Source organism: Tumebacillus flagellatus (assembly GCF_000714935.1).
In the GTDB taxonomy this organism is placed as follows: domain Bacteria; phylum Bacillota; class Bacilli; order Tumebacillales; family Tumebacillaceae; genus Tumebacillus; species Tumebacillus flagellatus.
The window spans coordinates 70988-90749 of sequence record NZ_JMIR01000031.1 but is presented as its reverse complement, the minus strand read 5'-3'; the positions used below and the strand labels follow the sequence as shown (position 1 = coordinate 90749).

Sequence of the window (19762 nt, the reverse complement as noted above, 5' to 3'; positions counted from 1 at the left end):
AGCCCATTCAAATCCCAGGAGGTCTCCCCATGACCTTTCAACTGTTAAGTCCCACCTTGCAGAAAATCGTCTGGGACATGGAATGGCGCGGGTTCACCGCGATCCAAGAACAGTCCATCCCGGCGATTCTTGCCAAGAAGCATTGCCTGCTCATGGCGGGAACCGCCTCGGGGAAAACGGAAGCGGCTTTTCTGCCTGTGTTAAGCCTGTTGGAGCGCGAGGGTGTGAACGGCTGCAAAGTCCTCTACCTCTCGCCTCTGCGCGCCCTCATCAACGATCAATTCGAGCGCATCGAACGCTTGACGGAGCGCCTGCACATCCCGCTGCTCAAGTGGCACTCCGACGTCTCCCGTTCGAAAAAAATGACCTGGCTCGCCAACCCGAGCGGCATCCTCCAAATCACGCCCGAATCCCTGGAAGCGCTGCTCGTCAACCAAACCGACCGCATCTCCGACCTGCTGTGTGAAGTCGAATACATCATCATCGACGAACTCCACGCCTTCCTCGACGGCGACCGCGGTCTGCAAGTGCAATCGCTGCTCGCCCGCATGCGCCGCTACATGAAGCGCCCCCCCGTCATGATCGGACTGTCCGCCACCATCGGCGCGACGGAGACGGCGCAGGCGTTTCTCCATCCGGACGCGCCGGAGGACGTGGCGGTGATCAACCCCGGCGACGGCAAGCGGCAGATCTTCTTGCAGGTGGAGTTTTTTCCAAAGCTTGGCGGCACGTTTTCGCCGGCGCTGATCTCCGACCTCTATGATTTGACCAAGGATAAGAAATCGATCCTCTTCTGCAACTCGCGCGGCCAAGTCGAAGAACTCACGCACCGCCTCAACGAGACCGGCCGTACGCTCGGCGGCCCCGCGTACGTGCAGAAATACCACGCCCACCACTCCTCGCTCGACAAGTCGGAGCGCGAATGGGTCGAGGAGCAGATGAAGACCTCCCGCCAACCGCTCTCCGTCGTCGCGACGAACACGCTGGAACTCGGCATCGACATCGGCTCGCTCGACCTCGTCGTCCAAGTCGACGCCACGCATTCCGTCTCGTCGCTCAAGCAGCGCCTCGGCCGCTCCGGCCGTCGCGAAGGAACGGACTCCTACCTGATGATGTACGCGACGGAGGACGAGGACCTCGTGCAAGCGGTGGCGATCACCGAACTGCTTTTTGATAAATGGATCGAACCCGCCGAACCCCGCCGCATGACCTACGACCTGCTGTTCCACCAAGTGCTCTCGATCTGCACGGAACGGCGAGGCGTGTTCTGGGAGGACTTGCTCGGCGAAGTGGGGGAGAACCCGACGTTCTCGCACTTGCCAAGCCGGCGCGCGCGCGAACTTCTGCAATGGATGCTCGAAGAAGACTGGCTTGAAATCGTGGAAGGCAAGTGCATCCCCGGCACGGAGGGCGAGAAGCTGGTGCGTTCGCGGGATTTCTACGCGGTGTTCCAATCGCCCGCGCTCTACCGCGTCCTGCACGGCGTCCGCCAAGTCGGCACGATCGAAGCGAACCCGCTGGTGATGGTCGGCGAGTCGTTGCTGCTCGGCGGTCTCACCTGGTCGATCACCTCGTTGGATGAGCGGAGGGGCATCGTCTACGTCGAACCCGCTTTTGACGGGAAAAAACCGATCTGGCTCTCCGGTTCCCGCTTCATCCATCCGCAAATCGCCGACCGGATGTACGCCGTGTACACCGCAGACGACGACCTCGACTATCTGAGTCCTCGTGCATGGCATCGCTTACAAGACGTGCGGAGCATCGCGCACACGCTCGGCTGGACTACGGAAGCCCGCATCATCCAAGAGGGTCAGCGGACGCTGACGTTTTACGACTTTGCGGGCACGCGCCGCCAGAACGCGATGGCGACGCTCCTGCGCGGCTGGTTGCGCGAACAGGATTCCCGCCTGACCGTCAAACAAAGCCCGTTCTCCCTCGCGCTTGAAGGCGGCGAAATCGAAAAAGGTCTCGCCAAGCGCGCCCTGAACTTCCTCGTCGACACCCTGCAACGGGGGAACGCGGAGAAGTACTTGCTGATGGGCCGCGCCGCCGAGCCGGAAAAAAGCCCGCCGACCAAGTTTGCCGCCTACCTCCCGAAGAACTTCCAACACTGGATCGAAGACGAGATACTCCGCGACTTCGACGGCCTGCGCGAGTGGATCTCCGTGCAGAAGTGGAAGATTCTGCGCAACTAGAGCCAATCGCTCTGTATGAAAAAAGCCTCTTTCCAGAAAAGGAAGGAGGCTTCTTTTGTCAATGCCCATTTTCGTTTGTCACCGTATCAGCGGCGGGGACGTCGGAACGGCAAAGGAGGGAGGTTTCGTGCGCCTCCTACGCATCCTGCGGGGCAGGGCGTTTTTTCCTAGAAAGCGTTGGCGAGCATCGACGCGACGAGGTCGGGCATCAGCGCGCTCTCCGTCAAGAACGAGAGCACGACAGGGAAGTCGCGGCCCTTGATCGAGGCGAACGGCGACAGTTCCCTGGCGAGCGTCCACGTTCCGTCCGCCGTCTCCAACTCCTGCAACTGCGCGACGATCTCCTCCAGCGGGGGATGTCCGTAGTAGTGTCCGTTCGTGCTGCCGCTGAATTCAAATCCGGGAGCCCGCCAAGCGTGCGGTGTTTCCGCCCACATGTAGCCGGGATACCAGAGGTCGTAGTACGTGCCGATGGTACCCTCCACGGAAACCAAGTGGACTTTCTCCGGGTCCAACTTGTGCCGGACTTGCGGCAGAAGCAGCGCGGCGTCGGTCAACAGCGCGTTGAACGCCGGAATGTGCAGGGCGCGGTGTAGTTCGCCGCCCGCGACATCGGCAGGGAGGTGATAATGAACGAAACGCTCGCCGTACACGCGGCGCTTCACCCGCCCGGATTCCACCAACTGCAGCGAGCGCTCCACCAGCGCGTGCAACTCTTGCGCCTGTAGATCGTCGCTCAGGTCGGTTTCAAGCATCCGGATGATCAACTCAAACGACGCCTCGTAAATCTTGCGAATGTCCACATTCTCCGCTTTCGCCCCGAACATGAACTTCGTCAGTGCCTGATAGACCGCTTGGGCTTTGGAATCGCCCCAGCCCATGAAGTCGCCCATCTCGGCGATCTGCACGATCGTCTCGCGGTGTTTCAACGCAAACTCGCTGTGCACCAGCGTGAAGATCGAAAGCACGCCGTCGCAATCGAGATGGTTGTTGATCGCCAAGTCCCAGCCTTCCGTCGAATTCCCCGCCACGAAGTTCATGCAAATCTCCGTCGACGTGTTCGCTTTGAACTCGGAAGGCGTCCGGTTCGGAATCCAATGGCTCAACTCCAAATCCACGCCGTCGCGATACGTTTGGTCCGCCGATCCGTCCGCGAAGATCGTCCGCACACTCTCCGGTCGCGGTTCGGAACTTCCCAACACATAAAATTGCGGAATCATTGAGCAATCCCCCTTTTTCTACCAATTTATTTCTCGTTCGCATCCTTGAACTCCTTTTGTTATAATAACCATTGGCGTCATGTACTTGAAGGAATTAGAGAATCTTTTGCCGAATATAGACGTTACAGAGCTAAAGTATTGCTTCGTCACCGTGATAAACGGACGAAGCAGAATCCGGAGGGATACACGTGCAGCTTGATAAGCTTCGAGATAAAACGGTAGACCAGCTCTTCGAAGCGATCCTCCAACTGAAGTCGCTGGAAGAGGCCTATCTGTTCTTTGACGATCTGTGCACAGTCAACGAGGTGCAGTCTCTGGCCCAGCGCTTAGAGGTCGCCCGCATGTTGCGCAAGGGACATACGTACAACCAAATCGAAGCGGAGACCGGAGCGTCCACGGCGACGATCTCCCGCGTGAAGCGTTGCTTGAACTACGGCACCGACGGGTATAAGATGGCGCTTGAACGCTTGAATCGATAAGGAATGAACGACAGACAGACCTTCGCTTTCATTTGAGCGGAGGTTTTGTTATGTTTAGAAGGAACCAGTTCCCAGAGGGAGGATGTCCTTGTGACCATGCCAAGTGAGCAACCGTGGCGCCGCTGGCGGCACGTGGTCAAGCTCGACCCCGACCGTCCGCTGCCGGAGGGATTGCTGCAAGCGCTCGGCGATTCCGGCACCGATGCCGTGTTGCTCGGCGGGACGCAACGGATTACATACGACAACGTCCAAGCGCTGCTCGGCCGTCTGCGCCGCGACGTTCCGCACGTGCCCGTGTGGCAGGAAGTGTCGTCGGAGGAAGCGGTCGTCAGCGGCGTCGACGGGTACGCGATTCCCGTCGTGTTGAACGCCGGAGACACGCGCTGGCTGATCGGCGAGCATGTGCGCGCGCTGCTGAAGTACCGCCCGTTTCTCGACTGGTCGAACGTGCTGATCGAGGGGTACTTGGTGCTCAACGACGACTGCGCCGTCGCCGATCTCACCGAAGCGAATGCCTGCCTGACGCGGGAGGAAGCGGCGGCGTATGCGGTGGCGGGCGAGTCGCTTTTTTCGATGCCGGTGATCTACATCGAGTACAGCGGCACGTACGGCGACCCGGAGACGGTGAAGGAAATTGCGCGGGTCGTGCAGAACTCGCACGTTTTTTACGGCGGCGGAATCGATTCGTTCGCCAAAGCTTCCGAGATGGGAGCGCTCGCCGACACGATCATCGTCGGCAACGCGCTGTACGGCGAGAACTGGCGCGAGGTTTTGGATGCAAGCGTGCGAGCGGTGAAATGAAGCGAGACTCCCTGATGCGTTCGGCTTTGAAGGGAGTCTTTTTCTATAGGGGAGGTTACGGCGGACGATGAGAATTCATGTGTTGATGGCGGACGATGATCCGCATATCCGCGCGTTGGTGCGGTTTTTTCTGAACAAGGAAGGGTATGCCGTGTTGGAAGCGTCCGACGGCGTGGAAGCGTCGGAGATCATGGAGCGGGAAAAAGTCCACCTCGCCGTCGTCGACATCATGATGCCGGGCAAGGACGGCTTGGAGTTGTGCCGGGAAATTCGGGCGATGTACGACATCCCCGTGATTCTCTTGACGGCGAAGGGGGAAGTGGAAGACAAGGAAGTCGGGTTTGAGTCGGGGACGGACGATTACCTCGTCAAGCCGTTTGAGCCGCGGGAATTGCTGTTTCGCATCAAAGCGCTGCTCAGGCGCTACCAGTTGCGCACCGAGGATGTGTTGCGGTTTGCGGAGACGGAGATTCACCTCACCAACTACGAAGTGACCGTGGAGGGCACCCCGCTGGCTCTGCCGCGCAAAGAGTTTGAGCTGCTCGCGATGCTTGCGTCGAACGCCGGGCGCATCTTGACGCGGGATCAAATGATTCAGCGCATCTGGGGCGTCGAGTACGAAGGCGACCCGCGCACGGTGGATGTGCACATCAAGCGCCTGCGCGAGCGGCTGGCGGACGTGCGCGGATTCTCGATTGTGACGGTGCGCGGGCTTGGCTACAAGCTGGAGGTCAACGGCGGATGAAGACGTTGTATGTGCGCACGGTCGTGTTGATGGTGCTGGCGTTGATCGTCAGCAGCGTGCTGTCGTTTTTGCTTTCCAACGTGTACTACCAAAGTTTCCTCAAGTCGTACAACGAAGAAAAACTGATGGGCGTCGTCGAAAGTTTGGCGGCGGAGTACGAAGCCAATCCGGGGCTGGACTTGGACGGCTATCTCCAGACGGCGGCGCATCTCAACTACCAATTGGCGGTGATCGACGAGACGGGACACCGTGTGTTTTACGGTTCGGAATTCAAGGACCGGGAGTTGGACGCCGGAGTTGTCACGCGGGTGTTGCACGGACAGAAGTACCACGGAATCCTTGAGAACCGGCACGGGCTGTTTGTCACCGGCTTTTTTGAAAACACGTTGAAAAACAGCGTGGGCGTGCCCTTGCAGGCGCAGGGGAAGACGGTCGCGTTGTTTTTGCGGCCGGATATTGAGCGGATGTTGGGCGAAGTGCGCGTGTTGCTTGCGTTTTTGCTGGCGGGGACGTTTGTGCTCAGTTTGGTTTTTCTGGTGGTGTTTGCGCACTTTGTCGTGAAGCCGGTGAAGCGCTTGACCGCCGCCACGCAGAAGATCTCCGAGGGCGAGTACGACGTGCGCTTGGAGTCGTCGCGCCGAGATGAGATCGGCGAGTTGGCGCGGCAGTTTTCTCAGATGGCGGGCGAGTTGAAGCAGTTGGAGAGCATGCGGCAAGAGTTCGTCTCGAACGTGTCGCATGAAATCCAATCGCCGCTCACGTCGATCAAGGGATTTTCACAAGCGTTGCGCACCGCCGACATGGCAGCGGAGGAGCGCGATCTCTACTTGGGCATCATCGAAGCGGAAAGCGAGCGGCTGTCGTCGCTCTCCAAGCAATTGCTGACGCTCGCGTCGCTGGATAAGGAAGCCGCGCAGGTGGAGAAGACCCTCTACCGCTTGGACGAGCAGATTCGCGAGGCGTTGCTGGTGTTGGAGTGGCAATGGCAGGAGAAGGGCTTGCAGGTGGACCTTCAGCTTCCGGACGTGACGGTGCAGGGCGACCGCCATCTGTTGCAGCTCGTGTGGATCAACTTGCTGACCAACGCGGTCAAGTTCACGGACGCGGGCGGGAGAATTCGCGTGGCGTTGATCAACGAAGGCTCCGACGTCTGGGTGCGGGTGCAAGACAGCGGCATCGGCATCTCCGAAAGCGAGTTGCCGCGCGTGTTCGAGAGATTTTACAAAGGCGACAAGTCCCGCAACCGCACCCGCGCCGGAAGCGGGCTGGGGCTTGCGATCGTCGACAAGATCGTGCGCTTGCACGGAGGAGCGGTATCGGTGAATAGCAAGTTGGGCGAGGGGACGACGGTGGAAGTCCGGTTGCCCCGATTGTAATGTGAAGTTCATCTTTTGTTCATGTAGGACTCCTAGAATTCGAAGTGTCACAGGAGATTGACCTACAGAACAGGGGGTTGAACATGTTTAACATACTTCATGCCGTCACGAGGATGGCGAGCGGCAAGCGCGGGGCGAAGATCATCGCCGGGATTTGGGTGGTGATCGCGCTGGTCCTGTCGGTTGCGGCTCCGTCCTCCAAGACGTTTGCTCTCACGTCCAACGTTTCGGATTTGCCGGCGGACATGCCGTCGGAAGTCGCTCGTCTCGTCGTTGACAAACATTTCCCCGCAGACGGCGGGTCAACCGCGCTGCTCGTCTTCCACGACGACCATGCGCTCAATGACAAGCAAAAAAGCACGATCGCAGATGTTGCTTCCTGGCTCTCGGACGGAAACGTGCAAGGGGTCGAAAGCACGGTGCCCTTAAAAACGATGCCTGAAAAAGCGTGGGGGACCTTCCTCTCGGAGGACGGCACGACGTTGATGCTTCCGGTCACGATGCAAAAAGGATTGGATTCACACGGGGTTCATGACGCTGTGAAAAACCTCAACGAACTGGTGCAAACGAAAGTGCTCGGCACGCTTCACGTCTGGATCACCGGCCCCGCCGGGATCGAGTCCGATGCAATCGGCGTGTTTCAAAATGCCGACTTCGTGTTGATGCTCGCTTCGGTTGGCCTGATTCTGGTCTTGCTGTTCGTGCTCTACCGCTCTCCGCTGTTGGCGGTTGTTCCGCTGATCATCGCAGTGTTTATGTACGAAGTGGCCGACCGAGTGATCGGATTGGCTGCGAAAAATGGATGGTTCGTCGTCGAAAGCCAAGCGCTGTCGATCATGGTGATCCTGCTGTTCGCGGTGGTGACCGACTACAGCCTGTTCGTTTTCTCCCGGTATCGAGAAGAACTGCGCACGACCGAATCGCAGTATGAAGCGATGGGCGCGGCGATGCGTCAAGTCGGTGAGCCGATCTTCTTCTCCGCGAGCATCATCGCCGTTTCGGTGCTTTTGTTGGGTGTCGCGCTGTTCAAACCGTACCAACACTTTGCCGCTCCGTTCGGCGTCGCGTTGGTCGTGGTGCTGCTTGGCGGCTTGACGCTGGTTCCGGCGCTGTTTGCTTTGTTGGGCCGCCGGGCGTTCTGGCCGTTCATTCCGCGCGTCGGCGAAGCGCTTCCTGCGAAAAAAGGACTGTGGGAGCGCATGGGACGTCTGGTCGTCAAGAAACCCCGCGTACTCGGCTTGGGGATCACGGCGCTCTTGGTGGGTGTTTCGCTGTTCATCGGGAATCTCCAAACGTCATACAATCTCTTGAAGTCGTTCCCGGCGGATACGTCCTCCCGCGTGGGATTTGAAACGCTGCAAGCGCACTTCCCGCCGGGGACGCTCGCTCCGGCGACGGTGGTTTTGGAAAGCGATCAGGAGCTGAATGCGGGGTCAGAATGGCAATCGCTGCAAGAGCAACTGAAGGACCTCGCAGGCGTTCAATCGGTGTCCGCTGGTCAAAACGCGAAAACTTCCGACGGTCACGCGTTGCAACTGCAAGTCGTGCTCGCGCACGACCCGTACAGTCCGGAAGCGATGCAAACGGTCGAGGAGATCCGTCAAGGCGCGCAGGGGCTCTTGCAAAAGAGCGGCTTTGACCCGCAACATGTAACGCTGCACGTAGCAGGTCAGACGGCCACGCAAGTGGATACGCGCAGTGTCAACGACCGCGACACGAAGCTGGTGATTCTGCTCGTGGTGCTGTTCACCGCCGTGCTGCTCATCTTCCAATCGCGCTCTCTGATCGCGCCGATCTACATGATCGCAACGATCCTGCTCACGTATTCGGCGTCGCTCGGACTCACGTGGTTTGTGTTCCATGATCTGCTCGGTTACGAGTCGATCTCGTACCGATTGCCTTTGTATTCGTTTGTGTTCTTGGTGGCGCTGGGCGTCGATTACAACATCTTGCTGCTCTCCCGCGTTCGGGAAGAAGCGCAACATCATGACTTGCCGACCGCTATACAGCGCGCCGTCTCCGTGACGGGCAAAACGATTTCGTCGGCGGGGCTGATCCTCGCGGCGACGTTCTCGGTGCTGCTTTCGCAACCGATGTTGGACCTCGTGCTGTTCGGTTTCATGGTCGGCATCGGAGTGTTGCTCGACACGTTCTTGGTGCGCGGCTTGTTGATGCCGTCGATCATGTTGTGGCTGGGCCGTTGGAACTGGTGGCCGGGACGCACGAGAAGATAAGAGAGGAGAGATGAAGATCATGATGGGAATTCTGTACTTTTTGCACTTGGCAGGCTTTACGGTGTGGCTGGGGTCGATGTTGTTGTTGGCGATTCTGTTGCTTGCGATGCGCAAAAACTTGGGGGAGTGGAACAGCAAACCGCTGTTCCTGCTCACCGCCTCCTTGGTGAAATGGGTGTTGAACGGCGCGGCGCTGGTCGTGCTGGCGTCTGGAGTCGGCTTGGTCCAAACACTGGGACTCACGACGGGAAACAAACCGTTCTACGTGTCCTTCATGGAACAAACGGGCGGCATGACGATCCTCCTGTTCATCGTGCTGATGACTTGGTTCAGCAACCGCGCTTCCAAGAAACTTCGCGAAGACAAAAACCAAGCGCCCGGCGCGTTCCCCAAACTGCTCGCCCGTTACAGCGCCGCCCTCAGCGTGTTCCTGATCTTGGGCGTCTCGGTGCTCTTGGTGGTCTCGTTCCGCGTTTTGTAAGATGGCAAGAACAAGACTCCCTGACGAACAGCGTGTTCGTCAGGGAGTTTTTTCTATGCCGGCAAATTGACTTCCAACCCCCGAGCAAATGCAGGCGCGATAAGGTCTGATCATTAGCAGTGTTTACTTTGGAATCTCCGAACACAACAAAAAACCACTGATCAAGGATCAGTGGTTTACTTATGTGGTCGGAATGCAGGGATTCGAACCCTGGACCTCACGCTCCCGAAGCGTGCGCGCTACCAAGCTGCGCTACATTCCGACATGTTAGAACCTGATCGGCGTCGCCGACAAGAGATAATATAACACGTTGAATATCCCAGGGTCAAGCAGTTCTCGCAAAAAATTTGCAAGAAAAAAATCCCCTCGCGCGGAAGGGATTTTGTGATACGCTTTTATTGGTTGAAAATCTTGAATACGTCCTTGAACGTGACCACGACCATCAACGTCAACAGGAACAAAATCCCGATGAAGTTGATGCTTGCCTCGCGCTCCAGAGGAATGCGTTTGCCGCGACGGAGCCACTCGATGATCAAGAACACCAGTCGCCCGCCGTCCAGCGCCGGGAACGGCATGATGTTCAGCACAGCGAGGTTGCAGCTGAGGAACGCTACAATATAGAGGAAGTCCGGCACGCCGCTTTGCGATGCTTCGCCGGTGATGCGCACGATCTCAACCGGACCGCCGATCTCCTTGAGCGAGACGCCGCCGGTGACGAGCATTTTGAATCCGGTGAATACCTTGCCCGTGATCTCACCGGTGTCGGTGAACGCATCGGAAACCGATTGACCGAATCCGCCCTGCTTGACCCACTGCGTCGATTGGCGCGGTTGCACGCCGATCATGACGTTGTCGTTGACTTTGCGCGGAGTGACGGTGATCGGAAGCGTCTGATCGCCGCGCTGGATGTCCAACTTCATCGGCTGGCCTTCGTGAGCTTTGACCGTGTCGGAGAAGTTCTCAAACGTGCTGAATTTCTGACCGTCCACGTTCAAAATCACGTCGCCCGCTTTGATGCCCGCTTCAGAAGCCGGGGACGAGGCGGTGACTTGTTCGATCACGTTGGAAACTTGCGCCGTCGGATGTCCGTAGAGGTTGTACATCAACAGAAGGATCAAGAACGCGCCGATCAAGTTCATGATCACGCCCGCCACGATGACGAGAATGCGCGCCGCGATCGGGCGGTTATTGAAACTGTCAGGTGCATCTGCCGCTTCGGGATTGTCTTCTCCAAGCATCTTCACGTAGCCGCCAAGCGGAATCCAGTTCAAGCGGTAGGCGATTCCCTTGCGCTTGTGCTTGATGATCGCCGGGCCGAACCCGATGGCGAACTCCTCGACGCGAACGCCGACTGCACGTGCAGCCCAGAAGTGTCCCAGCTCGTGGATGAAGATGAGGAACCCAAGTGCAAGTAGGGCCATCACGATATTCATTCAATGCATCACTCCCGTATCTAATATGTAGGCAGAAGCATCCGATCATACTTATGACACGTAAAAACCCGATATTCTCTATTATAGCATAAAAAATGGAGCATCCTAAACCTGAAGAACGAAGGAGGGACGTCCCCTATGCCCGTGTTGACGATTTACGTCGGATTCCCAACAATCTCCAAGTCCCGATCCGCTCACACTTATGCCGCCGAATCGGACGCTCTCCTCGTCCGCTATGAAGAGGACAAAGTGGAAAAAGTGCCCCGCGACGTCACGGACGCTCTGAAAGCGGGACGCTCCGTCGTCATCGACGGTCCGAACCGCTTGCCCAAACAGCGCAAACTCTTCCTCGACGCCGCCCGCCGATTCGGGTGCAAAACGGAAGTCATCTATCACAACGTCACGTTGGAACAAGCAGAAGCTGATTCCTCCGCAGACCGCCGCGCGTTGCTCAAATACCAACGTCACCTCCAGGTTCCCACCTATGCTGAGGATCTCGACCGCCTCGACGTGCAAACCGACGAACCGGTGCTGACGGAGGCACGGGATTTTTTTCACGAGCAGGAGAAAAAACTAATCGCCGACCCCGTGCGGATGATCCGTACGTTAGAAGCGGACGGCCGCTTGCAGCGATGGCTGCCGGAACTCGCCGCCGCCATTGCGATCGACCAGCACAATCCGCACCATCGGTTCACCGTGTATGAACACATCCTCAAAGCCACCGAAGTCGTCGCCGGGTCGTCGCTGAAATTCGTCTGGACGATGCTGTTGCACGACATCGGCAAAGCGTATCCCGGCATCAAGCAGTTCACCGGCTTTCTTACTCAAGACTATGAGCGTTGGCGGAAAAAGGACTTCGTGATCATCGAAAACGGAGCCGATATCCGCGAAGGGCGCGATTCCGGGGAGTTCTACGTCGTCTCCGGCCGCAAAATTCCCAAGGAGTATGTGAACACCGATCTGGCGGGACACTTCTATCAACATGAAAACATCGGCGCGCAGATGGCGTTTCGCATCCTCACCCGCTTCGGGTATTCGCATGATTTCGCGCGTGAAGTGATGGCGCTGATCCAATTTCATATGACGCTTCCCTTTGAGAAAGACACCTGCGACTTGAGCTACATGCGCAAATTTTACGAGGTTGTCGGGCGCTATGCCGCCGATCTCGTCTTGGTCCGTTTGGCAGACTCCAGAGGGAAATAGTACGGTTTACGAATGAAGAACTCGAAAGTTTCACGTTCGGGTTCTTTTTCGTTTTTTGTGATGCAGATTCTTTGTCAGAGAACGGATGTTTGCTATATACTAAGGGGAGCGAACCGAGAATGGACATGAGGTGTTGAAAACATGTTTTCCATACAGAACGCGGACTCGATTCTGAACGGATTGAATCCGCAACAGCAAGAAGCGGTCAAGCATGCGAGCGGGCCGCTCTTGATCATCGCGGGTGCCGGCACCGGCAAAACCAGCGTGTTGACCCGGCGCATCGCCTATATGATTTCCGAGCGCCGCATCGCCCCGTGGCACATCCTCGCCATCACGTTTACGAACAAAGCGGCGGCGGAGATGCGCGAGCGCGTCGAAGGGCTGATCGGCCCGACGGCGCACGACGTCTGGATTTCCACGTTTCACTCCATGTGCGTGCGCGTGTTGCGCCGCGATGCGGTGAAGCTGGGCTATACGAATTCGTTTACGATCCTCGACGCTTCCGACCAGCTCACGGCGGTCAAGCAAGTGCTCAAGGAACTCAACCTCGACCCCAAGAAGTTCGATCCGCGCGGTTTGCTCGCGACGATCTCCAATGCCAAAAACGAACTGATGACCCCCGAGGCGTTCTCGAAAACGGTGCGCGACGGTGACGTTTTTGGCAAGACGGCGGTGGACGTTTATGCGGCGTACCAGCGCAAGTTGAAAGCGAACAACTCGTTTGACTTTGACGATTTGATCATGAAGACCGTCTACCTGTTTGAGCACCACGAGGACGTGTTGGCACACTATCAGAACCGTCTGCACTATTTGCATGTCGACGAGTACCAAGACACCAACCGGGCGCAGTACAAACTGGTGCAGCTCTTGGCGAAGAAACTGCGCAACATCTGCGTCGTCGGCGACTCCGACCAGTCGATTTACGCCTGGCGCGGGGCGGACATCTCGAACATCTTGAATTTTGAAAAAGACTACCCGGACGCCACCGTCATCAAGTTGGAGCAAAACTACCGCTCCGTCGGACGCGTCTTGCAGGCGGCGAACGAAGTCATCCGCAACAACGTCGAGCGCAAGGAGAAAAACCTCTGGTCGACGAAGGACGAGGGCGAGCCGATTCGCCTGTACAAAGCGTACGACGAGCACACGGAAGCGCAGTTCGTGATCGGACAAGCGATCCAGCACGTCAAGCAGGGCGGCAAGTATTCGGACATCGCCGTGCTCTACCGCACGAACGCGCAGTCCCGCGTAATCGAGGAAGCGATCATCAAATCGGACGAGCATGTGCCGTATCAGATCTTCGGCGGTCTGAAGTTCTACGAGCGCAAGGAGATCAAGGACATCCTCGCCTATCTGCGCTTGATCGCCAACCAGAGCGACGACATCTCGTGGGAGCGCGTGATCAACGTGCCGAAGCGCGGCGTCGGGAACACGTCGGTGGACAAGATCTTGGCGTATGCGCGTCTTCAGGGTATCTCGGCGTTTGACGCGTGCAAGGAAATCGACCAGATCGGAATCAAAGGCAAGGGCGCCGCGGCGATTCGCGAGTTCGTCGCGCTGATCGCGATGTTCGCGGAGCAAGTCAAGTACCGCGAACTGACGGAGATCACCAACGACGTGCTGGACAAGACCCTCTACCGCCAAGAGCTGGAGATGGAGAAAACTCTGGAAGCCGACGCCCGCTTGGAGAACTTGGACGAATTCCTCTCCGTGACGGCAGAGTTTGACCAAAAGCATGAGCTCACGGAAGAAGACCGTCTGGTCGAGTTCTTGGGCGAAGTGGCGCTGCTCGCCGACAGCGAGCAGTCGCAAAACAACTTGGAGGACGGAGCGGAAGCCGGGCAGCGGGAGTCGATCACGCTGATGACCCTGCACGCGGCGAAAGGTCTGGAGTTTCCGGTCGTCTTCCTCGTCGGCTTGGAAGAGGGCGTGTTCCCGAGCGCGCGGGCGATGATCGAAGACCCGACCGAAGTCGAAGAGGAACGCCGCTTGATGTACGTCGGGATCACGCGAGCGGAAGAGAAACTGTTTCTCTCCTGCGCGACGTCGCGGATGCAATACGGCCAGATGAAGATGAACCCGCCGTCGCGCTTCTTGAAGGAAATTCCCCCGCACTTGCTGGAGGAAGTGGGGATTCGCCGCCAGCCGGTCGTCCCGAACCGCGAGAAGCCGACGACGAACCTCGGCACGCGGATTCCGGCGAACTTCGGAGCCGACATGAGTTTGACGTGGGAGATCGGCGAGAAAGTCGAGCATCGCAAGTGGGGCATCGGCACGATCGTCGAGACGGAGAAGAGCGGCAACGATTTAGAACTGCACATCAACTTCCCAGGCCAAGGCGTCAAGAAATTGCTTGCAATGTTTGCGCCGATTACGAAAGCCTAACAAGAGGAGGCGGACAGAGATGGCGAATTTCAACACCATCGAAGAAGCGTTGGAAGACCTGCGCCAAGGCAAAGTGGTCATCGTGGTCGATGACGAAGACCGCGAGAACGAGGGCGACTTCATCGCGCTCGCCGAACACGCGACGCCTGACGTGATCAACTTCATGATCACGGAAGGACGCGGGTTGGTCTGCGTGCCGATCACGGAGAAACGCGCGCAACAACTGGAGTTGACCGCGATGGTCGACGTGAACACCGATTCGCACGGCACGGCGTTCACCGTGTCTGTCGATGCCAAGGAAGGCACCACCACCGGGATTTCCGCGTACGAACGCTCGGTGACGGTGCAACGCCTGATCGACGAAACCGCGACGGGCACTTCGTTTCGCAAACCGGGACACCTCTTCCCGTTGATCGCCAAGGAAGGCGGCGTGCTGCGCCGCGCCGGGCACACGGAAGCGGCGGTCGACCTCGCGATTCTGTCCGGTTCCTATCCGGCTGGCGTGATCTGCGAAGTGCTGAACGCGGACGGCACGATGGCGCGCGTTCCGGACTTGGAAGGGATCGCGGCGAAACACGATCTGAAGATGATCACGATCGCCGACTTGATCGCCTACCGCAAAAACCACGAAACCTTGATCCACCGTGCCGTCGACGTGCGCATGCCGACCGAGTTCGGCGAGTTCCGCATGGTCGCGTACACCAACAAAATCGACGACAAAGAACACGTCGCGATGGTCAAGGGCGAAATCAACCCGGAGCAACCGGTGCTCGTTCGCGTGCACTCGGAGTGCTTGACGGGCGATGTGTTCGGTTCCTGCCGCTGCGATTGCGGACCGCAGAAGGAAGCGGCTCTGCGTCAAATCAACGAAGCGGGCCAAGGCATCTTGCTTTACATGCGCCAAGAAGGCCGCGGCATCGGTTTGATCAACAAACTGAAAGCCTACCAACTGCAAGACAAAGGCTATGACACCGTCGAAGCCAACGAACAGCTTGGATTTGCGGCAGACTTGCGCGAGTACGGCATCGGGGCGCAAATTCTCCAAGACCTCGGCGTCCGCAAGATTCGTCTGTTGACCAACAACCCGCGCAAAATCGCGGGCATTGAAGGCCACGGTCTCGAAGTGGTCGAGCGCGTGCCGATCCAGATGGAGCACAACCCGAACAACGAAGGCTATCTCAAGACCAAGAAAGCCAAGTTGGGGCATATGCTGAACATCTAAATTGTCAAACTATTACCCGGGAAAAGGCATGCCGCAGCATGTCCTTTTTTCGCGTACATATGAGGTGAGTCGAACGTGCAAGAGAGAATGCGCGAACTGGTAGCCCTGCTGAACGATTATGACTACCATTACTACACGCTGGACAACCCCAAAGTAACAGACGCGGAATATGACCGGCTGTACGACGAACTGCGCCGTTTGGAAGCGGAGTCGGGCGTCGTGCTGCCGGATTCGCCGACGCATCGAGTCGGCGACGTGATTGTCGATACGTTTGTGGAGCACAAGCATCTGTCGCGCTTGTGGAGTTTGGACAAAGCGCAGAGCGCGGACGATTTGCGCGAGTGGGACAAGCGCGTGCGCAAATTGATCGACGACTACAACACTAAGAATCCGGACGCGGAACCGCTGCCCGCTCCGACCTACATGTTGGAGCAGAAGTTTGACGGGCTGACGATCAATTTGACGTATGACGGCGGGGCACTCGTGCAAGCGGCGACCCGCGGGCGCGGTGTCGTCGGAGAATCGGTGTTGCCGCAGGTCAAGACGATTCGCTCGATTCCGCTCTCCATCGACTACCAAGGGCTTTTTGAAGTGCAGGGCGAAGTGATCATGCCGCTCTCCGAACTGAGCGCCTACAACCAAAAAGCGACCGAAACGGGCGCCGAACTGCTCAAAAACGCCCGCAACGCGGCGTCCGGCGCGATTCGCCAGAAGAACGTGGAAGAGACGGCGAAGCGCAACCTCGACGCCTACTTCTACGCCATCGGGTATTCGGCCGACCTGAACTTCAACACGCACGAAGAGATGACGGCGTTTCTGCGGGCGAACCGGATCAAAGCGGGATCGTACAGCAAGCCGTTTGCCGACTTGGACGAGTTGATCGCGGAAATCGAGCGCTTCGACCGCGAGGATCACCCGCAACTCGACTACTTGATCGACGGCATGGTGTTGAAGATCAACGACATCCGCACGCGCGAAGTGCTCGGGTTCACCGACAAGTTCCCGCGCTGGGCGGTCGCTTTTAAATTCGAAGCGGAAGAGTATTCGACGGTCTTGCACAGCGTCGTGTGGGACGTGGGACGCACCGGCAAGATCACGCCGACCGCGCTGTTGGAGCCGGTCGACATCGGCGGCGTCACCGTGCAGCGCGCGACGCTGAACAACTGGGGCGACATCCAGCGCAAGGGCGTGGACATCGGCTGCCGGGTGGCGATTCGCCGTTCAAACGACGTCATTCCGGAAGTGCTGTACAAGCTCGACGACGAGAGCTTGGAAACTTCGCCGATTGAAAAGCCGGAAACCTGCCCGAGCTGCGGGCACGAACTGGTGGAGAAGGGCGCGCATCTCTTCTGCCCGAACGTGACCGGATGCGCCACCCAAGTCATCGAGCGCGTGTCGCACTTTGCCAGCCGCGGCGGGATGGACATCGAGACGTTCTCCATCAAGACGGCGGAGCAGTTGTTCAAGGAGCTGGGCATCAACGACCCTGCCGACCTGTACGACCCGCAGAAGCTGAACTTGGAAAAACTGCTCAGCCTGCCGCGCTTCGGGCAGAAGAAAGCAGAGAACCTCCTGAACGCCATCGAAAAAAGCAAGAATTGCGACTTGGCGGCGTTCCTCAACGCGCTTGGCATCCCGAACACCGGACAGCGGATGTGCCGCGACTTGGCGGAAACGTTCGGCTCGCTTGAAGCGGTTCGCGCCGCGACGTTTGAGCAGTTGGTGGCGATTCCGGGCTTCGGTGACATCGTGGCGGAGAGTGTGGTTGGGTTTTTTGCGACGGAGCGCATCAACGAGAGCATCGACCGGATGCTCGCTTCCGGCGTCGCCCCGCACTTTGAAGCGCCGGAGATCGCCGAAGCGGCGGAAGACAGTGTGTTTTTTGGCAAGACGGTCGTTTTGACCGGCACGTTGCAGACGATGGGACGCAACGACGCCAAAGCCAAGCTCGAAACGCTTGGCGCGAAAGTTACGGGCAGCGTCTCCAAGAAAACCGACTTCGTCATCGCGGGCGAAGAAGCCGGTTCCAAGTTGGACAAAGCGCGGGAATTGGGCGTGGAAGTGCTGACGGAAGAGCAGTTTTTGGAAAAAATCAAGTAAACCGGTCCCGTACTCCAACAGCCTGGTTCCGTGCCGGGCTGTTTGGTACGGTAAGACCCAGGTGTTGGAGGTTCTCGGCATGCGCTTTCGAGCGTTTCTTTCGATTCTCTGCTGTATGTGTTTGGTTCTTCTGGCGGCGGGGTGCTCGACCGATGGTTCGGATTCGAGCGCGCCCAAGCAGAACACTGTCGTCAAAGCGGGCTCGCCCGCGCCCGACTTCACGCTTGCCACTTCGAGCGGCGAATCGTTTACGCTCTCCAAAATGAAGGGCAAGAGCGTCGTGCTGAACTTCTGGGCGTCGTGGTGCGGCCCGTGCAAAACGGAGATGCCCGACTTGCAAGCGATGTCCAAAAAGTACGCCGACCACGTGCAGTTGCTCGGCATCAACCTCACGTCGGACGACGACCGCGATCATGCCGTGCAGTTCATGCTGGAAAACGGCCTGACGTTCCCGAGCGTCCTCGATGTGGACGGAGCGGCGAAGAAGCAGTACGGCATCCTCGGCCTGCCCGTGACGATCACGATCGACCAAACGGGCAAAGTGGTCGAGCGGCATGACGGACAACTGTCGCATGATCAAGCGGAAGCGATGTTCCAGAAGCTCTTGCAGCAATCATAAGGTCGACTTATAGACAGAATCATAAAGCGTCATTTCTCTTCCGCCTGTCTCCCGGAGTATGATGAAGACATCAGAAACGGGGGCGAATCCCAATGAAAATCAGATCGATCCGCATGTGGAGCGGCGTCGCGTTGACCGCGATGTTGGCTTTGATCGGCAAAGGACTGTCGTTGTTGCCGCAACTCGGAATGATCGGGCCGATGGTGCTCGCCATCTTGCTCGGCATGGCGTTTTCAACATGGGGACCGGCAATTCCTCAGAAATCATCGACCGCAAACGTTGCGGACGGTTATACATTTGCTTCGAAATACTTGTTGCGCGCCGGGATCATCTTGCTCGGTGTGCGTTTGGATCTCGTCGCGCTCGGGCATGCTGGAATTCGCGTGCTCGGGACGGAGATCGTGTTGGTGGCGCTCACGATGCTCGTCGGCTATTGGATTGCGCGGCGCTTTGGGATCGACGAGAAACTGGCGGTCATCATCGCGGCGGGGACGGCGATTTGCGGAGCGGCGGCGGCTGTTGCCATCGCGGTGCAAGTCAAGGCCCGCTCAGAGCAGACGGTGCTCGGCGTGGCGATCGTGGCGGTGCTCGGGACGGTTTTTACCGTGCTGTACACGCTGTTGTTTCCGTGGCTGGGACTGTCAAATGAAGCGTTTGGAGCGTTCTCCGGTGTGACGCTGCATGAAATCGCGCATGTGATCGCGGCTGCGACCCCGCACGGAGCGGAGAGCCTCGACAACGGCTTGCTCGTGAAACTCTCCCGCGTCGTGCTTCTGGCGCCGGTTGCAATGTTCGTCGGCTGGTGGTCGAACCGCCGGGAATCGCGCGAACACAACGCGGCGGTTGCTCCAAGCACAACGGCGAGCGCGGGCGACCGCAACGAAACGGCGAAGTCCGCTGTCCCGGCGAAGAAACGTTCCGGCAAAGCTCCGATTCCGTACTTTGTGCTCGGCTTCCTGATCGTCGGCGCGTTGCACACGTGGCAGGTGTTGCCCGCGTCGTGGACGCAGCCGCTCATTCAGACGTCGCTTTTTCTGCTCACGATGGGCATGGCGGGCCTCGGCTTGCAAGTGAACATTCGCGCTCTGCGCGGCGGCGGACGGGCGTTTCAAGCCGCTCTGTTGCTCTCGTGCTTGCTGGTCGTCGTCGGTTACGGCGCGGTTAAAGTCCTGCTCTTCCCCTGAGGAGCAGGACTTTTTCGGTCCACCCCCATTTGTCCCGATTCTGTGACGAAACTCTGTAGTTCGTAACATGTTTTTCTCATGTCCACTG

At 58.2% G+C, this 19762-nt stretch carries 15 protein-coding genes and 1 tRNA gene; 13 read left to right on the top strand and 3 right to left on the bottom strand.

Annotated features, from left to right (window positions below; all coding sequences use genetic code 11):
* The first annotated feature begins 29 nt into the window (after positions 1-29).
* Positions 30-2195, top strand: coding sequence for a DEAD/DEAH box helicase (locus EL26_RS17760; RefSeq protein ID WP_052036535.1), 2166 nt, complete (start codon positions 30-32; stop codon positions 2193-2195).
* Positions 2196-2362: 167 nt separating this feature from the next.
* Here the strand turns inward: EL26_RS17760 and EL26_RS17755 are convergent, their stop codons facing one another.
* The gene (locus EL26_RS17755; RefSeq protein ID WP_038091953.1) at positions 2363-3415 is read right to left on the bottom strand and encodes a DUF6687 family protein; all 1053 of its coding nucleotides are present in this window, start codon (positions 3413-3415) and stop codon (positions 2363-2365) included.
* 188 nt (positions 3416-3603) lie between these two features.
* Between EL26_RS17755 and EL26_RS17750 the strand changes: the two genes are divergently transcribed.
* From EL26_RS17750 to EL26_RS17725, 6 genes are all read left to right on the top strand, one after another.
* A complete protein-coding gene (locus tag EL26_RS17750; protein ID WP_038091951.1) occupies positions 3604-3894 on the top strand; it encodes a YerC/YecD family TrpR-related protein in 291 nt (96 codons plus the stop codon).
* 96 nt (positions 3895-3990) lie between these two features.
* Entirely contained in the window at positions 3991-4695 is a 705-nt protein-coding gene (locus EL26_RS17745) for a geranylgeranylglyceryl/heptaprenylglyceryl phosphate synthase (RefSeq protein ID WP_038092138.1), read from the top strand.
* Positions 4696-4762: 67 nt separating this feature from the next.
* Positions 4763-5440, top strand: coding sequence for a response regulator transcription factor (locus EL26_RS17740; RefSeq protein WP_038091949.1), 678 nt, complete (start codon positions 4763-4765; stop codon positions 5438-5440).
* Complete coding sequence (locus EL26_RS17735) at positions 5437-6816, top strand: sensor histidine kinase (RefSeq protein ID WP_038091947.1); 1380 nt, start codon at positions 5437-5439, stop codon at positions 6814-6816. The genes EL26_RS17740 and EL26_RS17735 overlap by 4 nt, the downstream gene beginning before the upstream one ends.
* Positions 6817-6899: 83 nt before the next feature.
* Complete coding sequence (locus EL26_RS17730; protein ID WP_038091944.1) at positions 6900-9050, top strand: MMPL family transporter; 2151 nt, start codon at positions 6900-6902, stop codon at positions 9048-9050.
* 19 nt (positions 9051-9069) lie between these two features.
* Positions 9070-9531: a hypothetical protein gene (locus tag EL26_RS17725; RefSeq protein WP_152559312.1), complete on the top strand. Its 462-nt coding sequence runs from the start codon at positions 9070-9072 to the stop codon at positions 9529-9531.
* A gap of 185 nt (positions 9532-9716) precedes the next feature.
* Here EL26_RS17725 and EL26_RS17720 read toward each other — a convergent pair.
* Together EL26_RS17720 and rseP are read right to left on the bottom strand one after the other, a co-directional pair.
* Positions 9717-9793, bottom strand: a tRNA-Pro gene (locus EL26_RS17720).
* A gap of 133 nt (positions 9794-9926) precedes the next feature.
* On the bottom strand, positions 9927-10964 hold the full coding sequence (gene rseP, locus EL26_RS17715; protein ID WP_038091941.1) for an RIP metalloprotease RseP: 1038 nt from the start codon (positions 10962-10964) through the stop codon (positions 9927-9929).
* Positions 10965-11102: 138 nt separating this feature from the next.
* Between rseP and EL26_RS17710 the strand changes: the two genes are divergently transcribed.
* The 6 genes from EL26_RS17710 to EL26_RS17685 all read left to right on the top strand — a co-directional run bounded on the left by EL26_RS17710 (position 11103) and on the right by EL26_RS17685 (position 19674).
* Positions 11103-12167, top strand: coding sequence for an AAA family ATPase (locus tag EL26_RS17710; RefSeq protein WP_038091939.1), 1065 nt, complete (start codon positions 11103-11105; stop codon positions 12165-12167).
* Positions 12168-12308: 141 nt separating this feature from the next.
* Positions 12309-14549, top strand: coding sequence for a DNA helicase PcrA (pcrA, locus tag EL26_RS17705; RefSeq protein WP_038091937.1), 2241 nt, complete (start codon positions 12309-12311; stop codon positions 14547-14549).
* A gap of 19 nt (positions 14550-14568) precedes the next feature.
* Positions 14569-15771 carry a bifunctional 3,4-dihydroxy-2-butanone-4-phosphate synthase/GTP cyclohydrolase II gene (locus EL26_RS17700; protein ID WP_038091934.1) on the top strand — a complete coding sequence of 401 codons (1203 nt, stop codon included), beginning with the start codon at positions 14569-14571 and terminating at the stop codon, positions 15769-15771.
* Positions 15772-15858: 87 nt separating this feature from the next.
* The gene (ligA, locus tag EL26_RS17695) at positions 15859-17871 is read left to right on the top strand and encodes an NAD-dependent DNA ligase LigA (protein ID WP_038092136.1); all 2013 of its coding nucleotides are present in this window, start codon (positions 15859-15861) and stop codon (positions 17869-17871) included.
* Positions 17872-17950: 79 nt separating this feature from the next.
* Positions 17951-18490, top strand: a complete 540-nt coding sequence (locus tag EL26_RS17690; RefSeq protein WP_052036533.1) for a TlpA family protein disulfide reductase — start codon at positions 17951-17953, stop codon at positions 18488-18490.
* A 92-nt stretch (positions 18491-18582) separates the two neighbouring features.
* Positions 18583-19674, top strand: coding sequence for a YeiH family protein (locus EL26_RS17685; RefSeq protein ID WP_038091930.1), 1092 nt, complete (start codon positions 18583-18585; stop codon positions 19672-19674).
* Positions 19675-19762 lie beyond the last annotated feature (88 nt).

Coding starts and splice junctions, on each gene's coding strand:
- EL26_RS17735 (WP_038091947.1), top strand. CDS start 5,437: ATGAAGACGTTGTATGTGCGCACGGTCGTGTTGATGGTGCTGGCGTTG.
- EL26_RS17685 (WP_038091930.1), top strand. CDS start 18,583: ATGAAAATCAGATCGATCCGCATGTGGAGCGGCGTCGCGTTGACCGCG.
- pcrA (WP_038091937.1), top strand. CDS start 12,309: ATGTTTTCCATACAGAACGCGGACTCGATTCTGAACGGATTGAATCCG.
- EL26_RS17700 (WP_038091934.1), top strand. CDS start 14,569: ATGGCGAATTTCAACACCATCGAAGAAGCGTTGGAAGACCTGCGCCAA.
- ligA (WP_038092136.1), top strand. CDS start 15,859: ATGCGCGAACTGGTAGCCCTGCTGAACGATTATGACTACCATTACTAC.
- EL26_RS17755 (WP_038091953.1), bottom strand. CDS start 3,415: ATGATTCCGCAATTTTATGTGTTGGGAAGTTCCGAACCGCGACCGGAG.
- EL26_RS17730 (WP_038091944.1), top strand. CDS start 6,900: ATGTTTAACATACTTCATGCCGTCACGAGGATGGCGAGCGGCAAGCGC.
- EL26_RS17740 (WP_038091949.1), top strand. CDS start 4,763: ATGAGAATTCATGTGTTGATGGCGGACGATGATCCGCATATCCGCGCG.
- EL26_RS17745 (WP_038092138.1), top strand. CDS start 3,991: ATGCCAAGTGAGCAACCGTGGCGCCGCTGGCGGCACGTGGTCAAGCTC.
- EL26_RS17725 (WP_152559312.1), top strand. CDS start 9,070: ATGATGGGAATTCTGTACTTTTTGCACTTGGCAGGCTTTACGGTGTGG.
- EL26_RS17760 (WP_052036535.1), top strand. CDS start 30: ATGACCTTTCAACTGTTAAGTCCCACCTTGCAGAAAATCGTCTGGGAC.
- EL26_RS17710 (WP_038091939.1), top strand. CDS start 11,103: ATGCCCGTGTTGACGATTTACGTCGGATTCCCAACAATCTCCAAGTCC.
- rseP (WP_038091941.1), bottom strand. CDS start 10,964: ATGAATATCGTGATGGCCCTACTTGCACTTGGGTTCCTCATCTTCATC.
- EL26_RS17690 (WP_052036533.1), top strand. CDS start 17,951: ATGCGCTTTCGAGCGTTTCTTTCGATTCTCTGCTGTATGTGTTTGGTT.